This window comes from Tsuneonella sediminis (assembly GCF_051912845.1).
Classification (GTDB): domain Bacteria; phylum Pseudomonadota; class Alphaproteobacteria; order Sphingomonadales; family Sphingomonadaceae; genus Tsuneonella; species Tsuneonella sediminis.
This window is the reverse complement of sequence record NZ_JBNCBU010000001.1, coordinates 1510157-1531478: the sequence shown is the minus strand read 5'-3', so window position 1 is coordinate 1531478 and position 21322 is coordinate 1510157. Positions and strand designations below refer to the sequence as shown.

The window sequence follows — 21322 nt, the reverse complement described above, 5'->3', positions numbered from 1 at the left end:
CCGCATGAGTTCGGCTTTCATCCGCCTTCAGCACCTTGCGCCGCAACACGCCCTGTCGAAACTCGCCGGCCGGTTCGCCGACAGCACGACGCCATGGATACGCGACCTGCTGATCCGCCGCTTCATCGCCGCGTACGACGTCGACATGGGCGAGGCGGCCGAGCCGGCCGATGCCTATCCCACCTTCAACGCCTTCTTCACCCGCGCCCTCAAGCCCGGATCTCGTCCTCTCGCCGACGCTGAGCAGTTCGTGCTCAGCCCCGCCGACGGCGTGGTCAGCCAGGCCGGACCTGTCGCCGACGGCCGAATCGTCCAGGCGAAGGCGCGGGACTATTCGGTCGCGGAATTGCTGGCGTGCGACGCGGCGGATGCGCACCGGTTCGACGGCGGGCGGTTCGTCACCATCTACCTGTCGCCCCGGGACTATCACCGCGTTCACATGCCCGCCGCCGGGACGCTGCGGCAGACCCGCTACGTGCCGGGCGACCTGTTCTCCGTGAACGGGGTTACTGCGGAAGGGGTCGAACGGCTGTTCGCCCGCAACGAGCGGCTCGCCTGCCTGTTCGACGGGCCCCCCGGGCGGTTCGCCAGCGTGATGGTCGGGGCGATGATCGTCGCGGGTGTGGAGACTGTCTGGAGCGGCCGAGTGCAGCCGCACGGCAAGGTGATCGACGCCCGTGATTTCGCCGCCGGGCCGCAATTCGCGGCCGGGGATGAGATGGGCCGCTTTTACCTGGGGTCGACCGTGGTGCTGCTGTTCGAGCCCGGCACGGTCGAATGGCTCGACGGGATCGCGGCGGGGACCGCGGTGCGCATGGGGCAGGCGATCGGCCGCCGGCTCTAGGCGATCACCCGAACGCGGGTGCGTATCGGACGATCCCGCGCGCCCCTTCCCCCGACAGACTCAGCCTCTGCAGGTATTCGCCGCCCGGGTGGGGATAAATGAGCCGCGGATCCCGCTCGAACCCGAAGCGGGCGTAGTACGAAGGGTCTCCGACGACAACGACGCCCAGCGCGCCGCGTGCTCGCAGTTCGGCAATACCGGCGTCGATCAGGCGGGTGCCGATGCCCTGCCGCTGCCTGCCCGGCAGGACCGATACCGGACCAAGGCCGAACCAGCCGCCCTCCACCCCGTCGATGACGACGGGCGAGAATGCGACGTGGCCCACGATGTCGTCGGTAGCCTCGGCCACGAGCGAAATCGCAAGGTCGCCGCCCGCGCGCAGGGCTTCGACGATTTCCGGCTCGCTGTCGTCGCTGTAAGGCACGTCCGCGAAAGCCGCGGCGACCAGCGCGCGGATCGCCGCTTCGTCACCAGGCCGCTCGGCGCGGATCGCCGGTTTCACGTCAGCAGGTGCCCTGCGCGATCACGCTTGGTCGCGAGGTAGCGCGCGTTGTGGGGATTGTCGGGCAGCTGGTGGGGAACGCGTTCGACCACGCGGACACCGGCAGCTTCGAGCGCGACCACCTTTTCGAGGTTGTTGGTCATCAGCCGTGCGCTGCGGACGCCCAGCAGGCCGAGCATCCGGGCCGCCACCGGGAAATCGCGCGCCTCGTCGGGCAGGCCGAGGCGGCGGTTGGCGTCGATCGTGTCGAACCCCTCGTCCTGCAGGCGATAGGCGCGCAGTTTGTTGACAAGGCCGATCCCGCGCCCTTCCTGGCGCAGGTAGAGCACGATGCCCCAGCCGCCCGCGCGGGCCTCCCCGGAAGCCGCGTGGAGCGCGGCGTCGAGCTGCGGACCGCAATCGCACTTGAGGCTGCCGAGCACATCTCCGGTCAGGCACTCGGAATGAAGCCGCACCAGCGGCGGCAGGTCCGTGCGCGGCTCGCCGAACACCAGTGCAACGTGTTCGCGCAGGTCGTCGGGGGCGCGAAACGCCACGATCTCGCAGTCCTCGCCCGCGGCGACCGGCAGGCGCGCGCGCGCGGCTATGGCGAGCCGGGCGGGGTCGTCGAACGCCGCAAGGTCGGCGGCTGAGAACGGCTGCGCCTCGCCCGCATCGGCGGGATCGACCAGGAAGGCGGGCAGGATCCCGGCGATGCGCGCGAGTCCGAGTACCGCCGCCGCTCCCTCGGTCCAGTCGAGCGGCTCGGCGCGGAATGGCCCCTTGAGCGGGTTGGCCAGATCGAGCGCCGGGTCGGCCAGAATGCGCGCGGCGGCAAGGTCGAAAGGTTCGGCCGCGCGTACCAGCACCGGTGCTTCCGGGACCGCTGCTTCACGCTGGTTGGCAAGCTTGAGCGTCTCGGCCCGCGCAACGCCGAGCAACATGCACCGCGCCTTCGCGTTCGGTGCGAACGCCGTCTCGGCAGGTAACAGCACGCGGCGGTAGCCTGTCGTGTCGGTGAGCGCGATCGGCCATCCGTGACGCAAGGCATCGACCGCCTGCGCCGCACGGCGAGACGGAGTGGCGCTCAGAGGACGAACTCCGTTACCAGCGGAACGTGGTCGCTGGGACCCTCCCACCGGCGGGTTTCCTCGACGAACCGGTGAGCGGTCGCCTGCTTTGCCAGGTCCGGGCTGGCCCACATGTGGTCAAGCCGCCGGCCCTGGTCCTTCTGCCGCCAGTAGCTGCGGTACGACCACCACGAATAGTTGCGTTCGGGTGCGGGGATGAACTTGCGGCCAAGATCGACCCAGCCGTGCGCATCGCCGAGCCGCCCCAGCGCCTCGACCTCGATCGGCGTATGGCTGACGACCTTGAGCAGAGCCTTGTGGTCGTAGACGTCGCAATCGAGCGGGGCGACATTGAAATCGCCGACGAGGAGCGTGGGCCGGTCGAGCGCATCGGCCCAGCGCGCCATCCGGTCGAGGAAGTCGAGTTTCTGGCCGAACTTGGGGTTGACCTCCCGGTCGGGCACGTCGCCCCCTGCCGGGATGTAGACGTTCTCGACGACCAGGCCCGATCCCTCGAGCTCGACGCCGACGTGCCGGGCTTCCCCGTTGTCCTGCCAGTCGTGACGGCCGAACTCGCGGAACGGGAGGCGGCTGACCGTGGCGACCCCGTGGTAACCCTTCTGGCCGTGCACCGCCTGGTGAACGTAACCGAGATCGGCGAGAGCCTGCGCCGGGAACTGGCTCTCCTGGCACTTGATCTCCTGCAGGCACAGGACGTCGGGCGATTGCTCCTGCACCATGCGCAGGACCTGATCTATGCGCAGGCGAACCGAGTTGATGTTCCAGGTGGCGATCGAGATCATGGCACGCGGATAGCAGGCGAACCGCGCGTCGCAACCGCCAACGAAAAACCCCCGCGCCGGGGGCATTGGCGCGGGGGTTCCTCTTGAGCGTTCGTCACGCTTGCGGAAGGCCTCGTTCGAGGTCGGACAACAGGGGGGAAATCCGCCTCCAGCCGTTCCGCTGGATTGGGTCTACTCCCCGACGGCTTTCACCTCGATGAACGTACCGATTCGGCTCGTCGCACCGGGCCAACGCTGCTCGGCTCAAACGGTCGCTAGCGGCGACGGGACGAGGGGCGGGGGTCCTTGAAGGAGAAGGCGCTGTCCGCCACCGCGACGCCGTAGCGCTGGTTCGACAGGCGCACGGTGGTGCGCCCGTTCTGCGAATCAAGCGCGACCCAGTTGGTCAGCTGAAGACCGCCGGGAGCCGACGCGTTCCGGACGAAGATCATCGTGATCACGCCGTATTCGGGGTGCTTGGGGTCCTTCACCTCGACCGCGACGACATTGTCGCTGCCCGAAGGGACGAGCTTGCCGTAGCGCTTCACGTCGCGATTGGGATCGAGCAGTGCGCCCAGCGGCGAATTGCCGATCGGCCAGCGCTGGACCTGCTTGACCTCGTAATCGACTAGGTAAAGCGACTTCCCGTTCGAGACGACGAGCATGTTGGCGCCCTTTTCGTACTCGAACCGGATCTTGCCCGGACGCTTGAGCGTGAGCTCGCCCGAAAGGGTCTGACCCTTACGGTCGGTCTGGGTGAAGTCGGCCTTCATGGTCGAAATGCCGCGCAGAGCGGCGACGGCCTGGTCGAGCTGGCTCGACTGCGCGGCGGCCGGGACTGCGGGAAGCGTCAGCAGCGCTGCGGGCGCGCCAACGGCAAGCGCGCCGGCGATCGCGGCGCGCAGCGGAAATGCGGAAAGCTTGGTCAAGTTTCTCATGCTCCGGTAATTGGGTGCGGAGCGTTGAACCACCACTGAACCCGAGCGGTTCCGGCGGTTCAGGAAGATCACTTGATCTTGGCTTCCTTGAATTCGACGTGCTTTTTGGCAACCGGGTCGTACTTGCGGAAGGTGAACTTCTCGGTGTGGTTGCGCGGGTTCTTCTTCGTGACGTAGAAGAAGCCGGTGTCGGCGGTCGAGACCAGCCGGATCTTGACGGTTGCGGGCTTCGCCATGGCAAATTCCTGATTCGTTTGGGTGAGGCCTTGGCGGCCCGAAATACCAAGGGCGGCGCACGCGCACCGCCCGTCGGGCGCGGCCTTTGATGGAAACGGCGCGGAAAGTCAAGCCGCGGGAGCGTGCCGGATGGCGGGGCCTTACCAGTCCACCCTGCCGCGATTGGCCTTAACCTCGCCGCGCGATTTCTTCTCCCGGATACGCGCTTCCTTGCCCACGCGGTTCAGCCTGCTCTTTGCACGCCTTGCGGGAGCCTCGAAGGCTCCACGGATCAGTCCCTCGAGCCGCTCGCGCGCATCGGCGCGGTTCGCATCCTGCGTGCGGAACCGCCGTGCGGTGAGCACGATCATGCCGCCCGAAGTCATCCGGCTTCCCGCGGCCGTCTTGAGCCGCGCGAAGACCTGCGGCTGGAGCTTCAGCGCATAGACGTCGAGCCGCAGCTGGACCGCGGTGGCGACCTTGTTGACGTTCTGCCCCCCTGGCCCTGAAGCGGCGATGAAATTTTCCTCGACCATGCCGAGCGCGCGCGACACCGTTTCGTCGGCATCACTCATGCGCGAACCCGAGCTGGGCAAAATCGGCGGGCAGGGGTGCGTGGGCGAGGATCGCCGGCTTGCCGTCGCGGGGGACGACAAGATCGGCCGCGTGAAGCATCGTGCGGGGGCCGCTCCGCGGGCTGCCGTACACAGGGTCGCCCGCGAGCGCCGCGCCCAGTCCGCTCGCCGCATGCACCCGGATCTGGTGCGTGCGGCCGGTTTCGGGGCGGAATTCGACCAGCGTCAGGGACCCCACGGCACCAACCTTGCGCCAGTGCGTGACCGCAGGCTTGCCCTTTTTCGCGGGGATCATGCGCCAGCCCTTTTCCACCGAGCTGATCTTGCTCAATGCGAGCTCGATCGTCCCTTCATTGGCTGAAACCTCGCCCGCGACGATTCCGAGATAGCGCTTGGTGACCATGCGCTCCTCGAAGGCCCTGTTGAAGCGGACGAGCGCCTTCGGGTTGCGGGCGAGGAGCAGGCAGCCGCTGGTATCGGTGTCGAGACGATGCACCGCGACCGGATCGCGCTGGAAGCCCAATCGCAGTTCGGGGAGGTGATCCTCGAGCGAGCGCCCCCCGGCGCGCGGCCGCTCGATCGGCAGGCCCGCCGGCTTGTCGATCACGAGCGCCTCTGCGTCCTCGAACAGGATCGGGATCATGATTGCAGCTTTGCGGGCATCAGCCCGCGAACCGAGTTGCCCAGCAGGAAGCCGTCCTGGAGGTCATCGAGCATCAGTTCCGCCTCGCGGGCTCGCCCGGCCTCGATCAGCGAGCGCCGCAGGACGCCTGGCAGAAGACCGAGGCCAACAGGGGGTGTGAGCAGGACGCCCTCCCGCTCAATGAAGAGATTCGCGCTCATGCTTTCGGTGACGAGCCCATCGTCGCGCACGAACAGGGCCTCGTCCGCCCCCGCTGCGCGCGCGGCATCGTGGCCGGCCTCGTAGAACCAGCGATCGGTCGTCTTGTGGGCAAGCCGGATGTCGCCCGGATCGACCGGAAGCGGCAAGGCGATGCACCGTGTCTCGTCGGGCGCCGCGCCCAGGGCCCGGGCCTCGAGCGCGGTCGCGCCGCTCCGGGCCAAAAGCAGCCGGACCTTGGCAGGGACCTCGAGTTCGAAACACAGCGCCTGGATGGCGTTGCGGGCCGCGTGACGATCGAACGCGAAACCGAGTTGCGACGCGCTGTCCTTCATTCGTTCAAGGTGCAGTTCGAGCAGCGCGATCCCCTCGTCCGGGTCGAAGCGCATCGCTTCGATCAGATCGAAACCGGCAGCGGCCCGGCCGGCGAACCCCGCTTTCAGCACGCACTCGCGCCACTCGGGGATCGCTTCGCTGTCGGCGACGATGGCCGAACCGACGCCGAGCACGGCAGTGCCCTGCGCGTTCTCGATTTCGGTCAGGCGAAGCGTGCGGATCGCGACGTTGAACGCGGCGTCTCCATCGCCGGCGATCCGCCCGATCGCCCCGCAGTAGGGGCCGCGCGCGTCGCGCTCGACCGAGTCGATGAGTTCCATCGCCCGGATCTTGGGCGCGCCGGTGATCGAACCGCACGGGAACAGCGCCCGCACCAGGTCCATCGCGCCCCTGCCCTCGGCCAGCCGGGCGCGGACGGTCGACACCATCTGGTGTACGGTCGGGTAACTCTCGACCGCGAAGGGCGCCTCGACCCGCACCGTCCCGACCTCGGCCACGCGGCTGAGATCGTTGCGCATCAGGTCGACGATCATCAGGTTCTCGGCCTTGTCCTTGGGCGAGCGGGCGAGTTCTTCCGCGAATGCCGCATCCTCCGCCTCGCTGCCGCCGCGCGGACGGGTGCCCTTCATCGGTTTGGCCTTCGCCTCGCCGTCCTTCAGGCTGAAGAACAGTTCGGGCGACAGGCTCAGGAGCCAGTGCTGCCCGTCGAAGATCGCGCCTCCGTAGCCGCTGGCGGCGTCCCGGCGGAGCGCGGCGTAAAGGGCAAGCGGATCGCCCCGGAAGCTGCCGGCGAGGGGGAAGGTAAGGTTGGCCTGGTAGATGTCCCCCGCGCGGATCGCATCCTGCAACCGCGCGAATGCATCTGCGTAACCGCCAGGGGACAGCTGCGGGTCGAGCGGTCCGATACTCGCCGTGCCCTCGCCGCGCTCGGCCAGCCATGCGCCGACAGCCTCTGCTGGCACGACGCGCGGCGCGTCGAACAGACCCAGCCAGACGAGCGGCCCGCCGGCGCCGGTACGCGGGTGGGCAAGGGGGGCCAGCTTTTTCTCGAGTGCGAGCCCGGCCTCGTACGCGATGTATCCTGCCAGCGTGCCCCCGGACTGCCGCGCGGCGTCCGCGTCCGCGAGTACGCCTTCCACCTCTTCCGGCCGATGCGCGACGAATGTCTCGCGCGGGTCCTCGAACAGGTGCGCGTCCGCCGCGCCGGCGGCGCGTGCGTCGTCGAGCAATACAAAGGGAGTGCGCCCGGGCATCGCCCCTGCCTTAGCGTTTCGCGCATTCGTGTCGAGGGCGCTTGACCGCGTGCGGGGCTGTTGCGAGACGATGCGGAAGCACGGGGACAGGCGCATCGGGAGGAGCCAGCGAGTGGGTCAGATATTCATCGGCCTCGCCGACAACGGCGAGCAGCAGTTTCTGGAACTCGGCCGTGCCAATCGCCACGGTCTGATTGCCGGTGCCACCGGTACCGGCAAGACCGTTACCCTGCAGGGACTTGCCGAAAGCTTTTCCGCAAGCGGCGTGCCGGTGTTCCTTGCCGACGTGAAAGGGGACCTGTCCGGTATCTCGATGCCGGGCTCGCCCGCGCTCAAGCACGCCGCCAAGCTGGAGGAGCGGGCCAAGCAGCTCGGAATGGACGATTACGCCTATTCCGACAATCCAGCGGTGTTCTGGGACCTCTACGGCGAACAGGGCCATCCGATCCGCACGACAATCTCGGAAATGGGGCCGCTGCTGCTCGGCCGCCTGCTCGATCTCAACGAGACCCAGCAGGGCGTTCTCGACGTGGTCTTCCGGTTCGCCGACGACGAGGGGCTGCTGCTTCTCGATCTCAAGGATTTCCAGGCGATGCTCGCCCACGCGGCCGAGAACGCGAGCGATCTTTCCGCGAAATACGGCAACATCTCGAAGGCCAGCGTCGGCGTGATCCAGCGGCAGGTGTTGAGCCTGGACAGCCAGGGCGGCTCGCAGTTCTTCGGTGAGCCGGCGCTCGAGATCGCGGATTTCATCCGCGTCGACGAAAAGGGCCGCGGGATGATCAACGTGCTCGCGGCGGACAAGCTGATGCGCAGCCCGAAACTCTACGCGACCTTCCTGCTCTGGCTTCTCGCCGAGCTGTTCGAGGTTCTTCCCGAGGTGGGCGACCCCGAAAAGCCGAGGCTCGTGTTCTTCTTCGACGAGGCCCACCTGCTGTTCGACGACGTCCCCTCCGCGCTCGAGGACAAGATCGAGCAGGTCGTCCGCCTGATCCGGTCGAAGGGCGTGGGGGTCTACTTCGTGACGCAGAACCCGATCGACGTGCCCGAGGAAATCGCGGGTCAGCTGGGCAACAGGGTCCAGCACGCCCTCAGGGCATTCACCCCGCGCGACCAGAAGGCGATCAAGGCCGCGGCCGACACCTTCCGGATCAACCCCAAGCTCGATGTCGCGCAGGCGATCACCGAACTCAAGACCGGCGAGGCGCTGGTCTCGACCCTGCTCGAGGACGGCGCGCCGTCGGTGGTCCAGCGCACGCTGATCAAGCCGCCGCGCAGCCGCCTCGGGCCGATCGACGCAAAGGAGCGCGCGATCATCCAGTCGGTCAGTCCTTTCGAGGGCAAGTACGATGAGACGGTCGATCGCGAGAGCGCATCCGAGGTGCTGGCGCAGAAGGCCGCCGACGCCGCCGCGACCGCCGAGGAAGTCGAACAGACGAGCCGCCGCGAGGTGGGCAAGCGCGAGCGGCTGCACACCGGAATCTGGGGGGCAATGGTCTCCAAGGCGGGCAAGCGGGCGGCAGGAGCCGCGCTGGGTTCCGGGGCATCGATCGCGGCAGGGGCGATCCTCGGCAAGAAATCGCGCGCGAACCCGATGAAGACCGCCGCGAGTTCTGCGGCAGGGTCGATCGCCACCGATCTTGCCGGACCCTATGTCGGCCGGTTCGTGCGCAACCTCATCGGCGGGCTGATGCGCTGATGGCCGATTTCTTCGCTTCGCTCGGTCCCGACCACGTCGCAATGATCGAGGCGCAGCCGGTGTTCTTCGTCGCGACGACTGCGGGAGACGGACGGATCAACCTCAGCCCGAAGGGCGTGCACGATACGTTGAAGGTCCTGTCCCCGACCCGGGTCGCCTATCTCGACCTTGGCGGTTCGGGCAACGAAACGCATGCGCACCTCGCGGCGGATGGCCGCATCACGCTGATGGCGTGCAATTTCCGTCAGCCGGCGCTGATCCTGCGGATCTACGGACGCGGCCGGCCGGTGCTGCCGCAGGACCCCGACTGGGCGGACGTGGCCGGGCATTTCAACCTGCTCGCGGGAACGCGGCAGATCTTCGACATCGCGGTCGAGAGTGTCCAGACGAGCTGCGGCTGGGGCGTCCCGCTCATGGATTACGCGAGCGATCGGCAGACGCTCGTCAAGTATCATGCGCAAGCAGACCCGGCGGCGTGGGCCGCCAAGACGGCCGGACGCACGCAAAGCATCGACGGCCTGCCGACCCGCGCAACCGACAGGTACATCGCTGGCGAGACACGGCCCTGAAGCCTGCCCGGCCGCGGGCACCATTTCCGGCCGGCGTGCGTTGGACCGACGAGTGAAGCTGACTTTCGCCAGTTACAACATCCACAAAGGGGTGGGGACCGACGGCAGGCGCGATCCGGATCGCGTCCTGACGGTCCTGCGCGAAATCGATGCCGACGTAATCGCGTTGCAGGAATGCGATTTGCGCTTCGGCACGCGGGACAGCGTCATCGAGCGCGCCGCACTCGACGATACGCCATGGCGGCCGTTGCCGGTTGCGCGACGCGCCACGAGCCTTGGCTGGCACGGCAACGCGCTTCTGGTGCGCCGCAGCTTCACCCCGATCGAGGCCGAGGCGGTCGCGCTTCCCATGCTCGAGCCGCGCGGCGCGGTGCGTGGCGACTTCGCCGTCGCTGGCCTGCGGCTTCGCGCGGTCGGTATGCATCTCGACCTGTCGGGCCTCAGGCGGCGCGACCAGGTCCGCGCGATCCTCGAGCACGTCGACGGGTGCGAAAATGGGTGTCCCACCGTGCTTCTGGGCGATTTCAACCAGTGGGGCGTGGGTACGGGCGCGATGCGCGAGTTCGCGGACCGCTGGCATTCGCTCGCGCCGGGACGAAGCTTTCCCAGCCGCCAGCCGATCGCACACCTCGACCGCATTGTCGCCTCGCGCGACTGGACCATCGTCGATCAGGGCGTGCACCATAGCGCGCTCGCCTCGCAGGCATCCGACCACCTGCCTGTCTGGGCCACGCTCGAACTGCCCGAAGAATAGTCAACTGATTAATTTCTGGGCATCGGATGAATGCCTGTCCCCTCACCTTCGGAAAATAACGTTCGGTCTTCTCCTCGTCAGACGGGTCTGCTGACCTCGTTGGCACGGGTCTTGCTGCACTTGCGAAGTCGGGCCGGTCCCGACCGCAAACGAGGGGGCATCGATGAAGTTCATCATCGCCGTAATCAAACCGTTCAAGCTCGACGAGGTGCGAGAGGCGCTTTCGGGAATCGGCGTCGCCGGGATGACCGTTACCGAAGTGAAGGGCTTCGGCCGGCAGAAGGGCCAGACCGAAATCTACCGCGGCGCGGAATACTCGACCAACATGTTGCCCAAGGTGAAGCTCGAGATCGCTGCCAGCGACGCGGTTGCACCGCAAGTCGTCGAAACCATCCAGCAGGTCGCCCGCACCGAAGCCATCGGCGACGGCAAGATCTTTGTTCTCGACCTTGCCTCCGCGACCCGCATCCGCACCGGCGAATCCGGCGACACCGCGCTCTGATCCGCGCGCCTTGATCCGCAATGAGGGGTAATCAGATGATCCGCAAATACGTAACCGGCGCGGTTGCCCGAGGTGCCGTCCTTGGCGCCTCGATGTTCGCCGCCACCACCGCCGCCGCCCAGGATGCCGCCGCGACCGAGGCAGCCGCCGCGGTTGCCAACCCGGGCAACAACGCCTGGATGATGACCGCGACGCTGCTCGTGCTTCTGATGATCCTGCCGGGGCTCGCCCTGTTCTACGGCGGCCTGACCCGCAGCAAGAACATGCTTTCCACGATGACCCAGGTCGGCGGGGCCGCCTGCCTCGCGATGCTGATCTGGGTGATCTACGGATACGGCCTTGCCTTCGGCCCCGAAGGCAATGCCTTTATCAGCTGGGGCAAGTTCTTCCTCGCCGGGGTCGACAGCGACAGCACGGCCGCGACCTTCTCCGACGAGGTCATCAGCGAATACGTCTTCATCTCTTTCCAGATGACCTTCGCCGCGATCACGGCCGCGCTCGTCCTCGGCGCCACGGTGGAGCGGCTGAAGTTCTCGGCCGCGATGCTCTTCACGGCGATCTGGCTGACGATCGTCTACTTCCCTATCGCTCACATGGTCTGGGCGGGCGGCGGCCTGCTGTTCGAGATGGGCGCACTGGACTTCGCAGGCGGCACGGTCGTGCATATCAACGCCGGCGTGTCGGCGCTGGTCCTCGCGATGTTCCTCGGCAAGCGCAGCGGCTACCCGTCGGAGCCGATGCCGCCGCACAGCCTCACGCTGACGCTGGTGGGCGCCGGGCTGCTCTGGGTGGGCTGGTTCGGCTTCAACGCGGGTTCGGAGCTTGAGGCCGACGGCACCGCGGGCCTGGCGATGATCAACACCTTCGTTGCAACCGCCGCGGGCGCGCTGGCGTGGATGCTGATGGAGCGCTTCGCCGGCCACAAGGGTTCGGCTCTGGGCTTTGCTTCGGGCATCGTCGCGGGCCTCGTCGCGGTCACCCCGGCTGCGGGCAACAGCGGGCCGTTCGGCGCCATCGTGCTCGGCATCGTGGCCTCGGTCGTCGCCTATTTCGCGGTCTCCAAGCTCAAGTCGAAGCTCGGCTATGACGATTCGCTCGACGTATTCGGCATCCACGGGATCGCCGGAATCGTCGGCGCCATCGGCACCGGCATCGTCTACCAGCCGGCTTTCGGCGGTCCCGGTGACGGTTCGACCGCCATGGGCGCGCAGGTGACGACACAGATCATCGCCGTGGCAGTCGCGGTCGGCTGGGCCGCGGCCGGCACCGCGCTCGCCGCCTCCATCGTCAAGCTCGTCACCGGCCTGAGGGTCAGCGCCGAGGTCGAATACGACGGTCTCGACATCGGCGAGCACGGAGAGCGCGCCTACAACTGATTATCCAGCTTGGCGCGGGCCAGGGGGTTTCCTCTCCTTCTCCCTGGTCCCGCCATCCGATGTTCCTCCTGCGAACACCGCCTTCGACGGGCCGGAAGCCAAGCGCTTCCGGCCCCTTTTTTTGTTGCATCAGGAACACACCGGCAAGCCGCGAAGCCGGCGATTGCCGCACAGGCATTGCGAAAATTGCAAATTGAATGAACCTTGCGGAAAGTTAGGGAGAGAGATCATGGGGCAACCGTTTTCAACCTTCGCCAAGGTTCGTTTCGTTCTTCTTGCCGGTGCGGCATCGGTCGCCACCCTGTCCCCGGCCGCGGCACAGGATCTTGCCGGGCCCGCTGATGCCCCGGCGATCATCGTGACCGGCACGCGCCAGCTCGACCGCTCGGCCGCCGACACGGTCGCGCCCGTCGATGTCGTGTCGGGGGCGGAATTGCAGAACCAGGCGCCCAACGACATCGGCGACGCCATCCGCATTTCCGTGCCGTCGTACAACGTCAGCACCCAGCCGATCTCCGACGCAGCAACGCTCGTCAGGCCGGCTAACCTGCGAGGTCTTTCGCCGGACAACACGCTGGTCCTGGTCAACAGCAAGCGCATGCACCGCGCTTCGGTGATCGCTTTCCTCGGCGGCGGCATTTCCGACGGCTCGCAGGGACCCGACATTTCGGTCATCCCCTCGATCGCGATCAAGCAGCTGGAGGTTCTTCGCGACGGCGCGTCCTCGCAATACGGTTCAGACGCCATCGCGGGCGTGCTCAACTTCATCCTCAAGGACAGCGCCGACGGTATCGAACTGACCGCCAAGTACGGGCAAACCTATAAGGGCGACGGCGAGAACTACCAATTTGGGGCCAACGTCGGCCTCCCGCTGGGCGATGCCGGTTTCCTCAACCTCAGTGCAGAATACGGCGAATCGAACGCGACCGACCGTTCGGTGCAGCGCGATGACGCGGCGGCGCTGATCGCGGCCGGAAACACCGCGGTCGCGAATCCGGCGCAGATCTGGGGCCAGCCGAACGTCAACGACGACTTCAAGTTCTACGCGAACTCGGGGATCGACCTGACCGACGACATCACCCTCTACGCCTTCGGCAACTATGCCACCCGCAACGTCGATGGGGGCTTCTTCTTCCGCAATCCGACCAACCGCGGCGGGGTCTACGCCGGGCCGATGGTCGATCCGGTGACCGGCTTTGCGTCGACCGGGCCCAACGCGGTTCCTTCGGTTCTCGTGGGCGACCTGTCGATCAACACCGCGGGCGATTGCCCCGCGGGCATCCCGCTCACGCAAGGGGGCGGGCTCATTCCCAACCCGACCGTGCTTGCGGCGGTTAGGGCCAACCCGAACTGCTTCTCGTTCGTCGAGCTGTTCCCCGGCGGCTTTACTCCCCGCTTCGGCGGCGACGTGGAGGATTACTCGATCGCCACGGGTGTGCGCGGCAAGGTCCTCGGCGGAATCGACTTCGACCTCAGCTACCGGCACGGCCGCAACAAGGCGGATTTCATGATCCGCAACACGGTCAATGCCTCGCTCGGGCCCAACACGCCGACCGAGTTCAACCCGGGCGGCTACTCGCAGACCGAAAACGTCTTCAACCTCAACCTCGGATACGAGATCCCTCTGGGCGGCGGCAGCGTCTACGTGGCGGCGGGCGGCGAATACCGCGACGAGGAGTTCACGATCTTCCCGGGCGATCCGGCCTCGTTCGAGCTGGGCCCGTTGGCGCAGCCGACGGCCGCGTTCCCCTTCGGCCAGGGGTTCTCGACCAGTTCGAACGGCTTCCCCGGCTTCGCGACGAACTCGGCTGGTTCGAGCAAGGAAGACACCAAGGCGGCCTATCTCGACATCGAGGCTGACCTCACCGAAGCGCTGACGCTGCAGGGAGCGGTCCGCTACGAGGATACCAAGAGCTTCGGCAACACCACGACGTGGAAGGTCGGCGGGCTTTACAAGCTGAGCGAGGCGCTGCGAGTCCGGGGCACGTATTCGACCGGGTTCCACGCGCCGACAGCCGGCCAGGCGAACGTGATCAATGTCACCACGCAGTTCTCGAACGGGATGCTGCAGGACGAGGGCACGTTCCCGCTCTTCAGTGCGCCCGGCCTGATCGCCGCCGACTACATCGCCGCGCCGGTCGCCAGCGGGGGCCTGGGTGGTACCCGCCCGACCCTCGGGCCCGAAAGGTCCGACAGCTTCACCGCGGGCCTCGCGGGCGATTTCGGCCGGACCACGTTCACGATCGACTACTTCAATATCAAGCTGAAGGACCGGATCTCACGCTCGTCGGCGATCGATTTCCCCGCGGCGCTCTGTTATCTGGCGAGGCGCGAAGGGGTGGCGAACAATTGCACCCCGACATTTACCCCGCCGACCGCGCAGCTGCTCACCCAGCTCGCCAATGCCAACGTGATCGACCGGGCGGACTTCACCGGGTTCGAGGATCTCACGGCGTTCACGTTCTTCAACAACGATTTCGACACGCGCACGCAAGGTGTCGATTTCGTGGTGAACTCGCGGTTCGCGATGGTTCCGGCCGGAGATACTCGCGCCACGCTGGCGATCAACTACACCAAGACCGACGTGACCAATGTCGGCGCCACGCTCAACAGCACGCGCGTCCGCCAGCTGGAAGAGGGGCTGCCGCGCTGGAAAGGGTTCCTCAACCTGACACATGACCAGGGGCCGCTGCGCGGCCTGCTGCGGTTCAATTACTTCGGTAAGTACTTCGAAGCCCACCTCGAGGACGATACCCTGCCGATCTTCGCCAAGGCCAAGATGACGGTCGACGCTGAAATCGGGTACGAGGTCGTCGACGGGGTCGAGCTGGCGGTCGGGGCGCAGAACCTGTTCGACACCTACCCGACGCTCAACCCGTGGCGCGGCATCGTGGGCGCCCAGTACGGCGAGCGCTCACCGTTCGGATTCAACGGCGGCACCTGGTACGTCCGGGCGAACGCACGGTTCTGACCGGGCCGGAGGCGCGCGCCGGGGGGGGGGGCACCCCGGCGCGCCCTTCAACTAAGGAGATACCACGCGCTCGCCCCGGCCGAAGCGATCCACGCGCCGACTATGGCGATTGCCGCCCCGCGCGAGACCGGCCTCTCCGCCACCTGCGCGGCCGCCGCGCGAAATTCCTTCATGAGCGGGGCGGGGACGAGCTTGAGGGCCAGCCATATGCCCGCCGGCACGATCACGAGGTCGTCGAGCAGTCCCAGCACGGGAATGAAATCGGGAATGAGGTCGACCGGGCTAAAGGCGTAGGCGGCGATTGCCCCCGCGAGCAGCTTTGCGGCAAGCGGCGTTCGCGGATCGCGCGCGGCAAGCCACAGCGCGATCGCCTCCCGCTTGAGCGCCTTCGCCCGCTCGCGGAAACTAGGCAGCGAGCCGCGCCTCGACAAACCCGGCGCACCGTTCACCGATCATGATGCTTGGCGCGTTGGTGTTTCCGCTGACCAGGCGCGGCATGATCGAGGCGTCGGCGACCCAAAGCCGGTCGATGCCGCGGACGGCCAGGGTAGGATCGACCACGCTGCCCTCGTCGCCCCCCATCCGGCAGGTGCCCACCGGATGATAGATCGTGTCGGCCACTTCGCGGATGCGCGCTTCGAGTGCGTCGTCGTCGTCGTAGTCGATCGGGTTCCGGTCGCGCGCGCCCAGCGCCCGGAAACTCGGCGCATCGGCGATGCGGACCATCAGCCGCGAGCCCTTTTTCAACAGCGCCATGTCGCGTTCATCGGACAGGAAGTTGGGGTTGATCGCTGGCGCTGCCGTGGGATCGGCGCTGTGCAGCCTGACCCAGCCGCGGCTGTGCGGTCGCAGCACGCAGGCGTGGAGCGAAAAGCCGTGCTCCTTCAGCCGGTCGCGGCCGTGATTCTGGATGATCGCGCGGATGAAGTGATACTGCACGTCGGGAGCGGGCGCGTCGGGTTCGATTGTCACGAACCCCCCGCTCTCCGCGAAGTTCGTGGTCAGCATGCCGGTGCGGCGACGTCGGTGTTCGACGAAGGCCCTGGCAAGCGTCCACAGCCCCTTGAGGGAACCTCCGAACAGGCTGGTGTCATCGAGTTCGTAGCTGGTGAGGAAGTCGCAATGGTCCTGCAGGTCGGCGCCCACGGCGGACCGGTCGAGCCGTACCTCGATTCCGTGGCGGGCAAGCTCATCGCCCGGGCCGATCCCCGACAGCATCAGGATCTGCGGACTGCCGAACGCGCCGGCGCTCAGCACCACGCCGCCCGAGGCGCGGATGGTCTCGCTTCCTGCGCCCCTGCGCACGGTCACGCCGGTCGCCCGGCCATCCTCGACCTCGATCCGTTCGATCACGACGCCGGTGCGAACGTCGAGATTCGGAGCACCCTCGAGTGGCTCGACGAAGGCGCGCGCCGCCGACCAGCGCTCGCCGTCCTTCTGGGTAACCTGATAGAGGCCGAACCCTTCCTGGCGAGGCCCGTTGAAATCGTCGTTGCGCGGAAGCTGCAGTTCGGCGGCCGCATCGACGAAGGCGCGCGCAACGTGACTGGGACTGACCTGGTCGCTGACCGGCAGCGGACCTTGCGCGCCATGCCACGCGTCGGCGCCGCGCGCATTGTTCTCTTGCCGCTTGAACACCGGCAGCACGTCGTCCCATGCCCAGCCGGTGCAGCCGAGCGCGGCCCAATTGTCGTAATCCCACGGGTGGCCGCGGATATAGACCATGCCGTTGATCGCGCTCGACCCGCCGAGGCCGCGCCCGCGCGGCTGGTATCCCACCCGTCCGCCGAGGCTCTCCATCGGTTCGGTATCGTACTTGAACATGCTGCGGTCGGGCATCATCGCGAGAAGGCCTGGGGTCCGCGTGAATACGTGCCGGTTCGCGCCGCCGGCCTCCAGCAGGCAGACGCGCCGGCCGCTCTCGACCAGGCGCCCGGCCACCGCGCTTCCCGCGCTGCCGCCGCCGATCACGATGATGTCGAAAGTATCGCTCAAACCCGCCTCTCCTCCACGGGGAACGGGTTAGGCAGCCTCGCGCGGCACGGCAACCGGGTTTTCGTCCGCAACCGGTTTTGCCGCCCCCTGCCGCGCCTCCTCCCAGCGGGCGCGGATCATCTCGCTCGTTTCGCGGCTGCCGTCGTGAGACCAGCCGGGCGCGCGCACGAGGTAAGACAGCTTGTGCCGCCACGGCGCGCGGACCACGTCCTGCGCGATTCCGATCCACTCGTGAAACACGGCCCACAAGAGGTTGAAGCTGCCGAGCTGCCTGACGATGCCGTACCGTATCCGCTCCTCGCCGGGACGCTCTTCCTCGAAGGTGCCGAACAATCGGTCCCACACGATGAACACGCCTGCATAGTTCCGGTCGAGATACCGGGGATTGGTCGCGTGATGGACCCGATGGTGGCTCGGCGTATTCATCACCGCCTCGAACCAGCGCGGCATCTTGCCGATCGCCTCGGTGTGGATCCAGAACTGGTAGATCAGGTTGAACCCGCCGCAGATCGCGATCATCACCGGATGAAAGCCGAGCAGGACGAGCGGCAATTTGAACGCGAAGCCCAGCGTGAGGAACCCCGTCCAGGTCTGCCGCAGCGCGGTCGACAGGTTATAGTGCTGGCTCGAGTGATGGTTCACGTGGCTCGCCCAGAACCACCGCACGCGGTGGCCGAAGCGGTGGATCCAGTAATAGGCCAGATCGTCGAGCACGAAGCAAAGCGCCCATGCCCACCACGTCCACGGCACGTCGAACAGCCGGAACTGCCAGGCCCACAGGAACAGCGCGAGAAACGCCCCGCCTGTGAGGAGTCCTGCGACCGTACTTCCGAGGCCGAAGGCGAGGCTGGTGAGCGTGTCCTTCGGTTCGTATGCCTCGCGCCGCAGCCTGCGGGCCCAGACCATCTCGATCAGGACCAGCAGGACGAAGCCGGGGACGGCATAGTCGACGGGCGAAAAGTCAGGCATCGCGCGGGCCCTTATAAGCGCCGAAGGCTGGCCGCCCAAGCCTGTGCTTCGGGGCCGAGGTCGAGCGTGATTTCCCCGAACCGCCTGTCGCTGGTGCCGACCACGAGGAAATTCCGGTCGAGCCGCACGTGGGCGTGGCCGTCGAGGAGGCGCGATGCGAAGTGGCTGCCGTGCCGCCGCAGCAGCAGCACCCGCCCGTCGGCATCGCGCGCGAGCGCGGCGAGACCGGCGCGGTCGATTGCGATCTCCACCGGATCAAAGCCGTAGAGGGCTTCCCCGGCCAGCGCGCGCAGGTGCGCTTCGTCACGGATGCGGGCATCGCCACCCAGGCCGAGCCGGAGTGCGATCCACGCAAGGGTGAGGATGGCGATAAGCGAGGCACCCATCTGGATCAGCTTGCCGGTCACTTCAGGGCAGTTGCCACAGCCGAACGGCCCGCGCTAGGCACAGCATCAAGAGGAGAGATAACGCGATGATGATCCGACTTGCCGTGCCGGCTGGCGCGGCCCTGTTCCTTGCAACGCCCGTTGCTGCCCAAACCCACGAACCCGCAGCGCTGGTCGACAGGCACGAGGCCGATACCGCCCGCATCGCGCGCCAGATCTGGGAATGGGCGGAGGTCGGCTACCAGGAGGACAAGTCGAGCGCCCTCCTCGCCTCGGAGCTTTCGCATGCCGGATTCAAGGTCACCCGGGGCGTCGCGGGGATACCGACCGCCTTTACCGCCGAGTGGGGCGAGGGCGGACCGCTGATCGCGATCCTCGGCGAATACGACGCGCTTCCCGGCATCAGCCAGGATGCGCTTCCCACCCGCGAGCCGATCGACGGAAAGCCGGCCGCACATGCCTGCGGACACAACCTGTTCGGTGCTGCCTCGATGACTGCGGCCATCGCCATCAAGGAATGGCTCGAGAAATCCGGCACGCCGGGGCGTATCCGGTTCTACGGCACGCCCGCCGAGGAAGGCGGATCGGGCAAGGTCTATATGGTCCGCGAAGGGTTGTTCGACGACGTCGATTTCACAATCCACTGGCATCCCGGAGACGAGAACAGCGCCGCCGCGAAAACCAGCCTTGCGAACCGGTCGGCCAAGTTCCGCTTTCGCGGAACCTCGGCCCATGCGGCGGGCGCTCCCGATCAGGGGCGCAGCGCCCTCGACGGGGTCGAGGCCATGAACATGATGGTCAACCTGATGCGCGAGCACACGACGATGGATTCGCGCATCCACTACGTCATAACCGAGGGCGGCAAGGCGCCCAACGTCGTCCCCGATTTCGCCGAAGTGTTCTATTACGTGCGCCACCCACGGACCGGAGAGGTCGAGGCGATGTGGGAAAGGCTGGAGGCCGCGGCGAAAGGAGCCGCGATGGGCACCGGCACCCGGGCCGAATGGGAAGTCATTCACGGCAACAACCCGTTGCTTGTCAACGAGACCCTTCAACGGATGATGGACGCCAAGCTGCGGTCGCTGGGCGGGATCGCCTACACCGCCGAGGAACGCGCCTTCGCCGAGCGGCTGGCGCCAACGCTTGCGCAGGCCAAACCGCTCGAATCTGCCGGAATGGTCGCGCCCTTTGGCAGGACGCTGGGCTACGGATCGACGGACGTCGGCGACGTCTCGTGGGCCACGCCGACAGTGGGCCTCAGCACTGCCACATGGGTGCCGGGCACGCCTTCGCACTCGTGGCAATCCGCGGCGGCAAGCGGGATGTCGATCGGCTTCAAGGGCGCCCAGCTGGCGGCCAAGGCGATGGCGCTCGCCGCGGTCGAACTGTACACCGACCCCGCCTTGCGTGCCGCGGCCAAGCAGGAATTCGACGCTGCGCGAGGGAAGGACTACAAGTATCGCTCGCTGCTCGGCGACCGAGAGCCGCCGCTCGATTACCGCAACTAGCGCGACTGCGCGTGGAGCGCGTCCATCGCCGGACGCACCGGGTCGACATCGTACCCCGCGCTCACGGCCGCTTGGACGATGGAGTCGGGGTCGTCGCCCATGCTGGCGCGGGCGAGTGCCCAGAGCAGGGTCGAGCGCGTGCCCGACCGGCAGTAGCCGAGCACCGGGCCGGCAGCCTTCTCGAGCGCCTCCGACATCGCGGCAACCTGCGGGTGGCTGAACCCGGCATGGGTGATCGGAATGGCGAGATAACCGATGCCGGCCGCGCGCGCTGCCGCTTCGATCTCGGGACCCGGCACCTGCTCGGTGCTTTCACCCTCGGGCCGGTTGTTGACGATCAGCGCGATGCCCATGTCCCTTGCCGCGGCGACGTCCTCCACCCCGATCTGCGGGCTGGCGTACATCGTGTCGGACAGCTTGCGAAATTCCGTCATGCCTGGGCCTTGCGGGCGCGGCGGCGGCGCTGGACGATATTGAGTATCTCGACGCCGACCGAGAAGCCCATCGCCGCGTAGATGTAACCCTTGGGCACGTGAAACCCAAACCCGTCGGCGATCAGGACGAGACCGATCATCACCAGGAACGCGAGCGCGAGCATCACAAGCGTTGGGTTCTTCTCGATGAACCGTGCCAGCGGGTCTGCGGCGACCATCATCACGCCGACGGTGATGACCACGGCGGTGACCATGATCGGGATCTCGTCGGTCATGCCCACGGCGGTCAGGATCGAATCGACCGAGAACACGAGGTCGATCGCGATAATCTGCGCGATCACCGCGCCGAACGTGGCCTTCGCAGCGGCTCCGATACCAGGTGTCTTGTCGAGCAGCTCGCCCGACTCGTCCTCGGGCTCCATCGAGTGATGAATTTCCTTGGTCGCCTTCCACAGCAGGAAAAGACCGCCGGCAAGAAGGATCAGGTCGCGTCCGGAGAAGGAAGTCTCGAAGCTCGGCTCGCCATAGGCGTTGGGCGCACCCGTGAGGCCGAGGTCGAACAACGGCTGGGTCAGCGTTACCAGCCAGCCGATCAGCATGAGCAGCCCGATGCGCATGACCAGCGCGAGCGTCAGCCCGATCCGGCGCGCGCGCGACTGCTGCTCGACCGGAAGCTTGTTCGACAGAATGGCGATGAAAATGAGGTTGTCGACACCCAGAACCACCTCGAGCGCGATCAGCGTAAGCAACGCGAGCCAGGCCGCAGGGTCCGAGAGCAGGGCGACGATATCCATGGGCGCGCCATGCCGAAACGCGGTCCTTC

The 21322-nt window shown here is 67.0% G+C and carries 22 protein-coding genes; 8 read left to right on the top strand and 14 right to left on the bottom strand.

Annotated elements, in window-relative coordinates; genetic code table 11:
* Nucleotides 1-4 precede the first annotated feature (4 nt).
* Complete coding sequence (gene asd, locus ACPV3N_RS07785) at nucleotides 5-844, top strand: archaetidylserine decarboxylase (protein ID WP_440116343.1); 840 nt, start codon at nucleotides 5-7, stop codon at nucleotides 842-844.
* Nucleotides 845-848: 4 nt separating this feature from the next.
* Here asd and ACPV3N_RS07780 read toward each other — a convergent pair whose 3' ends face one another.
* From ACPV3N_RS07780 to pabB, 8 genes are all read right to left on the bottom strand, one after another.
* Nucleotides 849-1346 (bottom strand): GNAT family N-acetyltransferase, encoded by a 498-nt coding sequence (locus tag ACPV3N_RS07780; protein WP_440116341.1) that lies wholly within the window; start codon nucleotides 1344-1346, stop codon nucleotides 849-851.
* Nucleotides 1343-2371, bottom strand: coding sequence for a GTP cyclohydrolase II (ribA, locus tag ACPV3N_RS07775; RefSeq protein WP_440116339.1), 1029 nt, complete (start codon nucleotides 2369-2371; stop codon nucleotides 1343-1345). The genes ACPV3N_RS07780 and ribA overlap by 4 nt, the downstream gene beginning before the upstream one ends.
* Before the next feature lie 41 nt (nucleotides 2372-2412).
* A complete protein-coding gene (locus tag ACPV3N_RS07770) occupies nucleotides 2413-3198 on the bottom strand; it encodes an exodeoxyribonuclease III (protein WP_440116337.1) in 786 nt (261 codons plus the stop codon).
* A gap of 254 nt (nucleotides 3199-3452) precedes the next feature.
* Nucleotides 3453-4115, bottom strand: a complete 663-nt coding sequence (locus ACPV3N_RS07765) for a LolA family protein (RefSeq protein ID WP_440116335.1) — start codon at nucleotides 4113-4115, stop codon at nucleotides 3453-3455.
* Between the two features lie 68 nt (nucleotides 4116-4183).
* Nucleotides 4184-4351, bottom strand: a complete 168-nt coding sequence (rpmG, locus tag ACPV3N_RS07760) for a 50S ribosomal protein L33 (RefSeq protein WP_057882031.1) — start codon at nucleotides 4349-4351, stop codon at nucleotides 4184-4186.
* Between the two features lie 141 nt (nucleotides 4352-4492).
* The gene (gene arfB / locus ACPV3N_RS07755) at nucleotides 4493-4906 is read right to left on the bottom strand and encodes an alternative ribosome rescue aminoacyl-tRNA hydrolase ArfB (RefSeq protein ID WP_440116333.1); all 414 of its coding nucleotides are present in this window, start codon (nucleotides 4904-4906) and stop codon (nucleotides 4493-4495) included.
* Nucleotides 4899-5549 carry an RluA family pseudouridine synthase gene (locus ACPV3N_RS07750; RefSeq protein WP_440116331.1) on the bottom strand — a complete coding sequence of 217 codons (651 nt, stop codon included), beginning with the start codon at nucleotides 5547-5549 and terminating at the stop codon, nucleotides 4899-4901. The genes arfB and ACPV3N_RS07750 overlap by 8 nt, the downstream gene beginning before the upstream one ends.
* Nucleotides 5546-7336 carry an aminodeoxychorismate synthase component I gene (gene pabB, locus ACPV3N_RS07745; protein ID WP_440116329.1) on the bottom strand — a complete coding sequence of 597 codons (1791 nt, stop codon included), beginning with the start codon at nucleotides 7334-7336 and terminating at the stop codon, nucleotides 5546-5548. The genes ACPV3N_RS07750 and pabB overlap by 4 nt, the downstream gene beginning before the upstream one ends.
* A gap of 112 nt (nucleotides 7337-7448) precedes the next feature.
* Here pabB and ACPV3N_RS07740 point away from each other — a divergent pair, with 112 nt between their 5' ends.
* The 6 genes from ACPV3N_RS07740 (at nucleotide 7449) to ACPV3N_RS07715 (ending at nucleotide 15207) form a co-directional block, all read left to right on the top strand.
* Nucleotides 7449-9035 carry a helicase HerA-like domain-containing protein gene (locus tag ACPV3N_RS07740; RefSeq protein ID WP_440116327.1) on the top strand — a complete coding sequence of 529 codons (1587 nt, stop codon included), beginning with the start codon at nucleotides 7449-7451 and terminating at the stop codon, nucleotides 9033-9035.
* Nucleotides 9035-9604, top strand: a complete 570-nt coding sequence (locus ACPV3N_RS07735; protein WP_440116325.1) for a pyridoxamine 5'-phosphate oxidase family protein — start codon at nucleotides 9035-9037, stop codon at nucleotides 9602-9604. Before ACPV3N_RS07740 ends, ACPV3N_RS07735 begins: the two co-directional genes overlap by 1 nt.
* Nucleotides 9605-9656: 52 nt before the next feature.
* Complete coding sequence (locus tag ACPV3N_RS07730) at nucleotides 9657-10358, top strand: endonuclease/exonuclease/phosphatase family protein (protein ID WP_440116323.1); 702 nt, start codon at nucleotides 9657-9659, stop codon at nucleotides 10356-10358.
* Nucleotides 10359-10521: 163 nt separating this feature from the next.
* Entirely contained in the window at nucleotides 10522-10860 is a 339-nt protein-coding gene (locus tag ACPV3N_RS07725; RefSeq protein WP_440116321.1) for a P-II family nitrogen regulator, read from the top strand.
* A gap of 35 nt (nucleotides 10861-10895) precedes the next feature.
* On the top strand, nucleotides 10896-12236 hold the full coding sequence (locus tag ACPV3N_RS07720; protein WP_440116319.1) for an ammonium transporter: 1341 nt from the start codon (nucleotides 10896-10898) through the stop codon (nucleotides 12234-12236).
* A gap of 229 nt (nucleotides 12237-12465) precedes the next feature.
* The gene (locus tag ACPV3N_RS07715) at nucleotides 12466-15207 is read left to right on the top strand and encodes a TonB-dependent receptor plug domain-containing protein (protein ID WP_440116317.1); all 2742 of its coding nucleotides are present in this window, start codon (nucleotides 12466-12468) and stop codon (nucleotides 15205-15207) included.
* 47 nt (nucleotides 15208-15254) lie between these two features.
* On the opposite strand, the gene ACPV3N_RS07710 is transcribed toward ACPV3N_RS07715, so the two are convergent.
* From ACPV3N_RS07710 to ACPV3N_RS07695, 4 genes are read right to left on the bottom strand one after another with little or no spacing between them, the layout of a single operon-like run.
* A complete protein-coding gene (locus ACPV3N_RS07710; protein ID WP_440116315.1) occupies nucleotides 15255-15638 on the bottom strand; it encodes a YkvA family protein in 384 nt (127 codons plus the stop codon).
* Entirely contained in the window at nucleotides 15613-17202 is a 1590-nt protein-coding gene (locus tag ACPV3N_RS07705) for a GMC family oxidoreductase (RefSeq protein ID WP_440116313.1), read from the bottom strand. Before ACPV3N_RS07705 ends, ACPV3N_RS07710 begins: the two co-directional genes overlap by 26 nt.
* Nucleotides 17203-17229: 27 nt before the next feature.
* Complete coding sequence (locus ACPV3N_RS07700) at nucleotides 17230-18171, bottom strand: sterol desaturase family protein (RefSeq protein WP_440116311.1); 942 nt, start codon at nucleotides 18169-18171, stop codon at nucleotides 17230-17232.
* Nucleotides 18172-18182: 11 nt separating this feature from the next.
* The gene (locus ACPV3N_RS07695) at nucleotides 18183-18578 is read right to left on the bottom strand and encodes a hypothetical protein (RefSeq protein WP_440116309.1); all 396 of its coding nucleotides are present in this window, start codon (nucleotides 18576-18578) and stop codon (nucleotides 18183-18185) included.
* Between the two features lie 68 nt (nucleotides 18579-18646).
* Here ACPV3N_RS07695 and ACPV3N_RS07690 point away from each other — a divergent pair, with 68 nt between their 5' ends.
* The gene (locus ACPV3N_RS07690; protein ID WP_440117484.1) at nucleotides 18647-20065 is read left to right on the top strand and encodes an amidohydrolase; all 1419 of its coding nucleotides are present in this window, start codon (nucleotides 18647-18649) and stop codon (nucleotides 20063-20065) included.
* Here ACPV3N_RS07690 and ACPV3N_RS07685 read toward each other — a convergent pair.
* Together ACPV3N_RS07685 and ACPV3N_RS07680 are read right to left on the bottom strand one after the other, a co-directional pair.
* Complete coding sequence (locus ACPV3N_RS07685; RefSeq protein WP_440116307.1) at nucleotides 20062-20499, bottom strand: protein tyrosine phosphatase family protein; 438 nt, start codon at nucleotides 20497-20499, stop codon at nucleotides 20062-20064. The two genes, ACPV3N_RS07690 and ACPV3N_RS07685, sit on opposite strands and share 4 nt — an antisense overlap.
* Nucleotides 20496-21293 carry a TerC family protein gene (locus ACPV3N_RS07680; RefSeq protein ID WP_440116305.1) on the bottom strand — a complete coding sequence of 266 codons (798 nt, stop codon included), beginning with the start codon at nucleotides 21291-21293 and terminating at the stop codon, nucleotides 20496-20498. Before ACPV3N_RS07680 ends, ACPV3N_RS07685 begins: the two co-directional genes overlap by 4 nt.
* Nucleotides 21294-21322 lie beyond the last annotated feature (29 nt).

Coding starts and splice junctions, on each gene's coding strand:
- rpmG (WP_057882031.1), bottom strand. CDS start 4,351: ATGGCGAAGCCCGCAACCGTCAAGATCCGGCTGGTCTCGACCGCCGAC.
- ACPV3N_RS07725 (WP_440116321.1), top strand. CDS start 10,522: ATGAAGTTCATCATCGCCGTAATCAAACCGTTCAAGCTCGACGAGGTG.
- ACPV3N_RS07735 (WP_440116325.1), top strand. CDS start 9,035: ATGGCCGATTTCTTCGCTTCGCTCGGTCCCGACCACGTCGCAATGATC.
- ACPV3N_RS07690 (WP_440117484.1), top strand. CDS start 18,647: ATGATCCGACTTGCCGTGCCGGCTGGCGCGGCCCTGTTCCTTGCAACG.
- ACPV3N_RS07715 (WP_440116317.1), top strand. CDS start 12,466: ATGGGGCAACCGTTTTCAACCTTCGCCAAGGTTCGTTTCGTTCTTCTT.
- ACPV3N_RS07680 (WP_440116305.1), bottom strand. CDS start 21,293: ATGGATATCGTCGCCCTGCTCTCGGACCCTGCGGCCTGGCTCGCGTTG.
- pabB (WP_440116329.1), bottom strand. CDS start 7,336: ATGCCCGGGCGCACTCCCTTTGTATTGCTCGACGACGCACGCGCCGCC.
- asd (WP_440116343.1), top strand. CDS start 5: ATGAGTTCGGCTTTCATCCGCCTTCAGCACCTTGCGCCGCAACACGCC.
- ACPV3N_RS07750 (WP_440116331.1), bottom strand. CDS start 5,549: ATGATCCCGATCCTGTTCGAGGACGCAGAGGCGCTCGTGATCGACAAG.
- arfB (WP_440116333.1), bottom strand. CDS start 4,906: ATGAGTGATGCCGACGAAACGGTGTCGCGCGCGCTCGGCATGGTCGAG.
- ACPV3N_RS07770 (WP_440116337.1), bottom strand. CDS start 3,198: ATGATCTCGATCGCCACCTGGAACATCAACTCGGTTCGCCTGCGCATA.
- ACPV3N_RS07765 (WP_440116335.1), bottom strand. CDS start 4,115: ATGAGAAACTTGACCAAGCTTTCCGCATTTCCGCTGCGCGCCGCGATC.
- ACPV3N_RS07720 (WP_440116319.1), top strand. CDS start 10,896: ATGATCCGCAAATACGTAACCGGCGCGGTTGCCCGAGGTGCCGTCCTT.
- ACPV3N_RS07685 (WP_440116307.1), bottom strand. CDS start 20,499: ATGACGGAATTTCGCAAGCTGTCCGACACGATGTACGCCAGCCCGCAG.
- ACPV3N_RS07700 (WP_440116311.1), bottom strand. CDS start 18,171: ATGCCTGACTTTTCGCCCGTCGACTATGCCGTCCCCGGCTTCGTCCTG.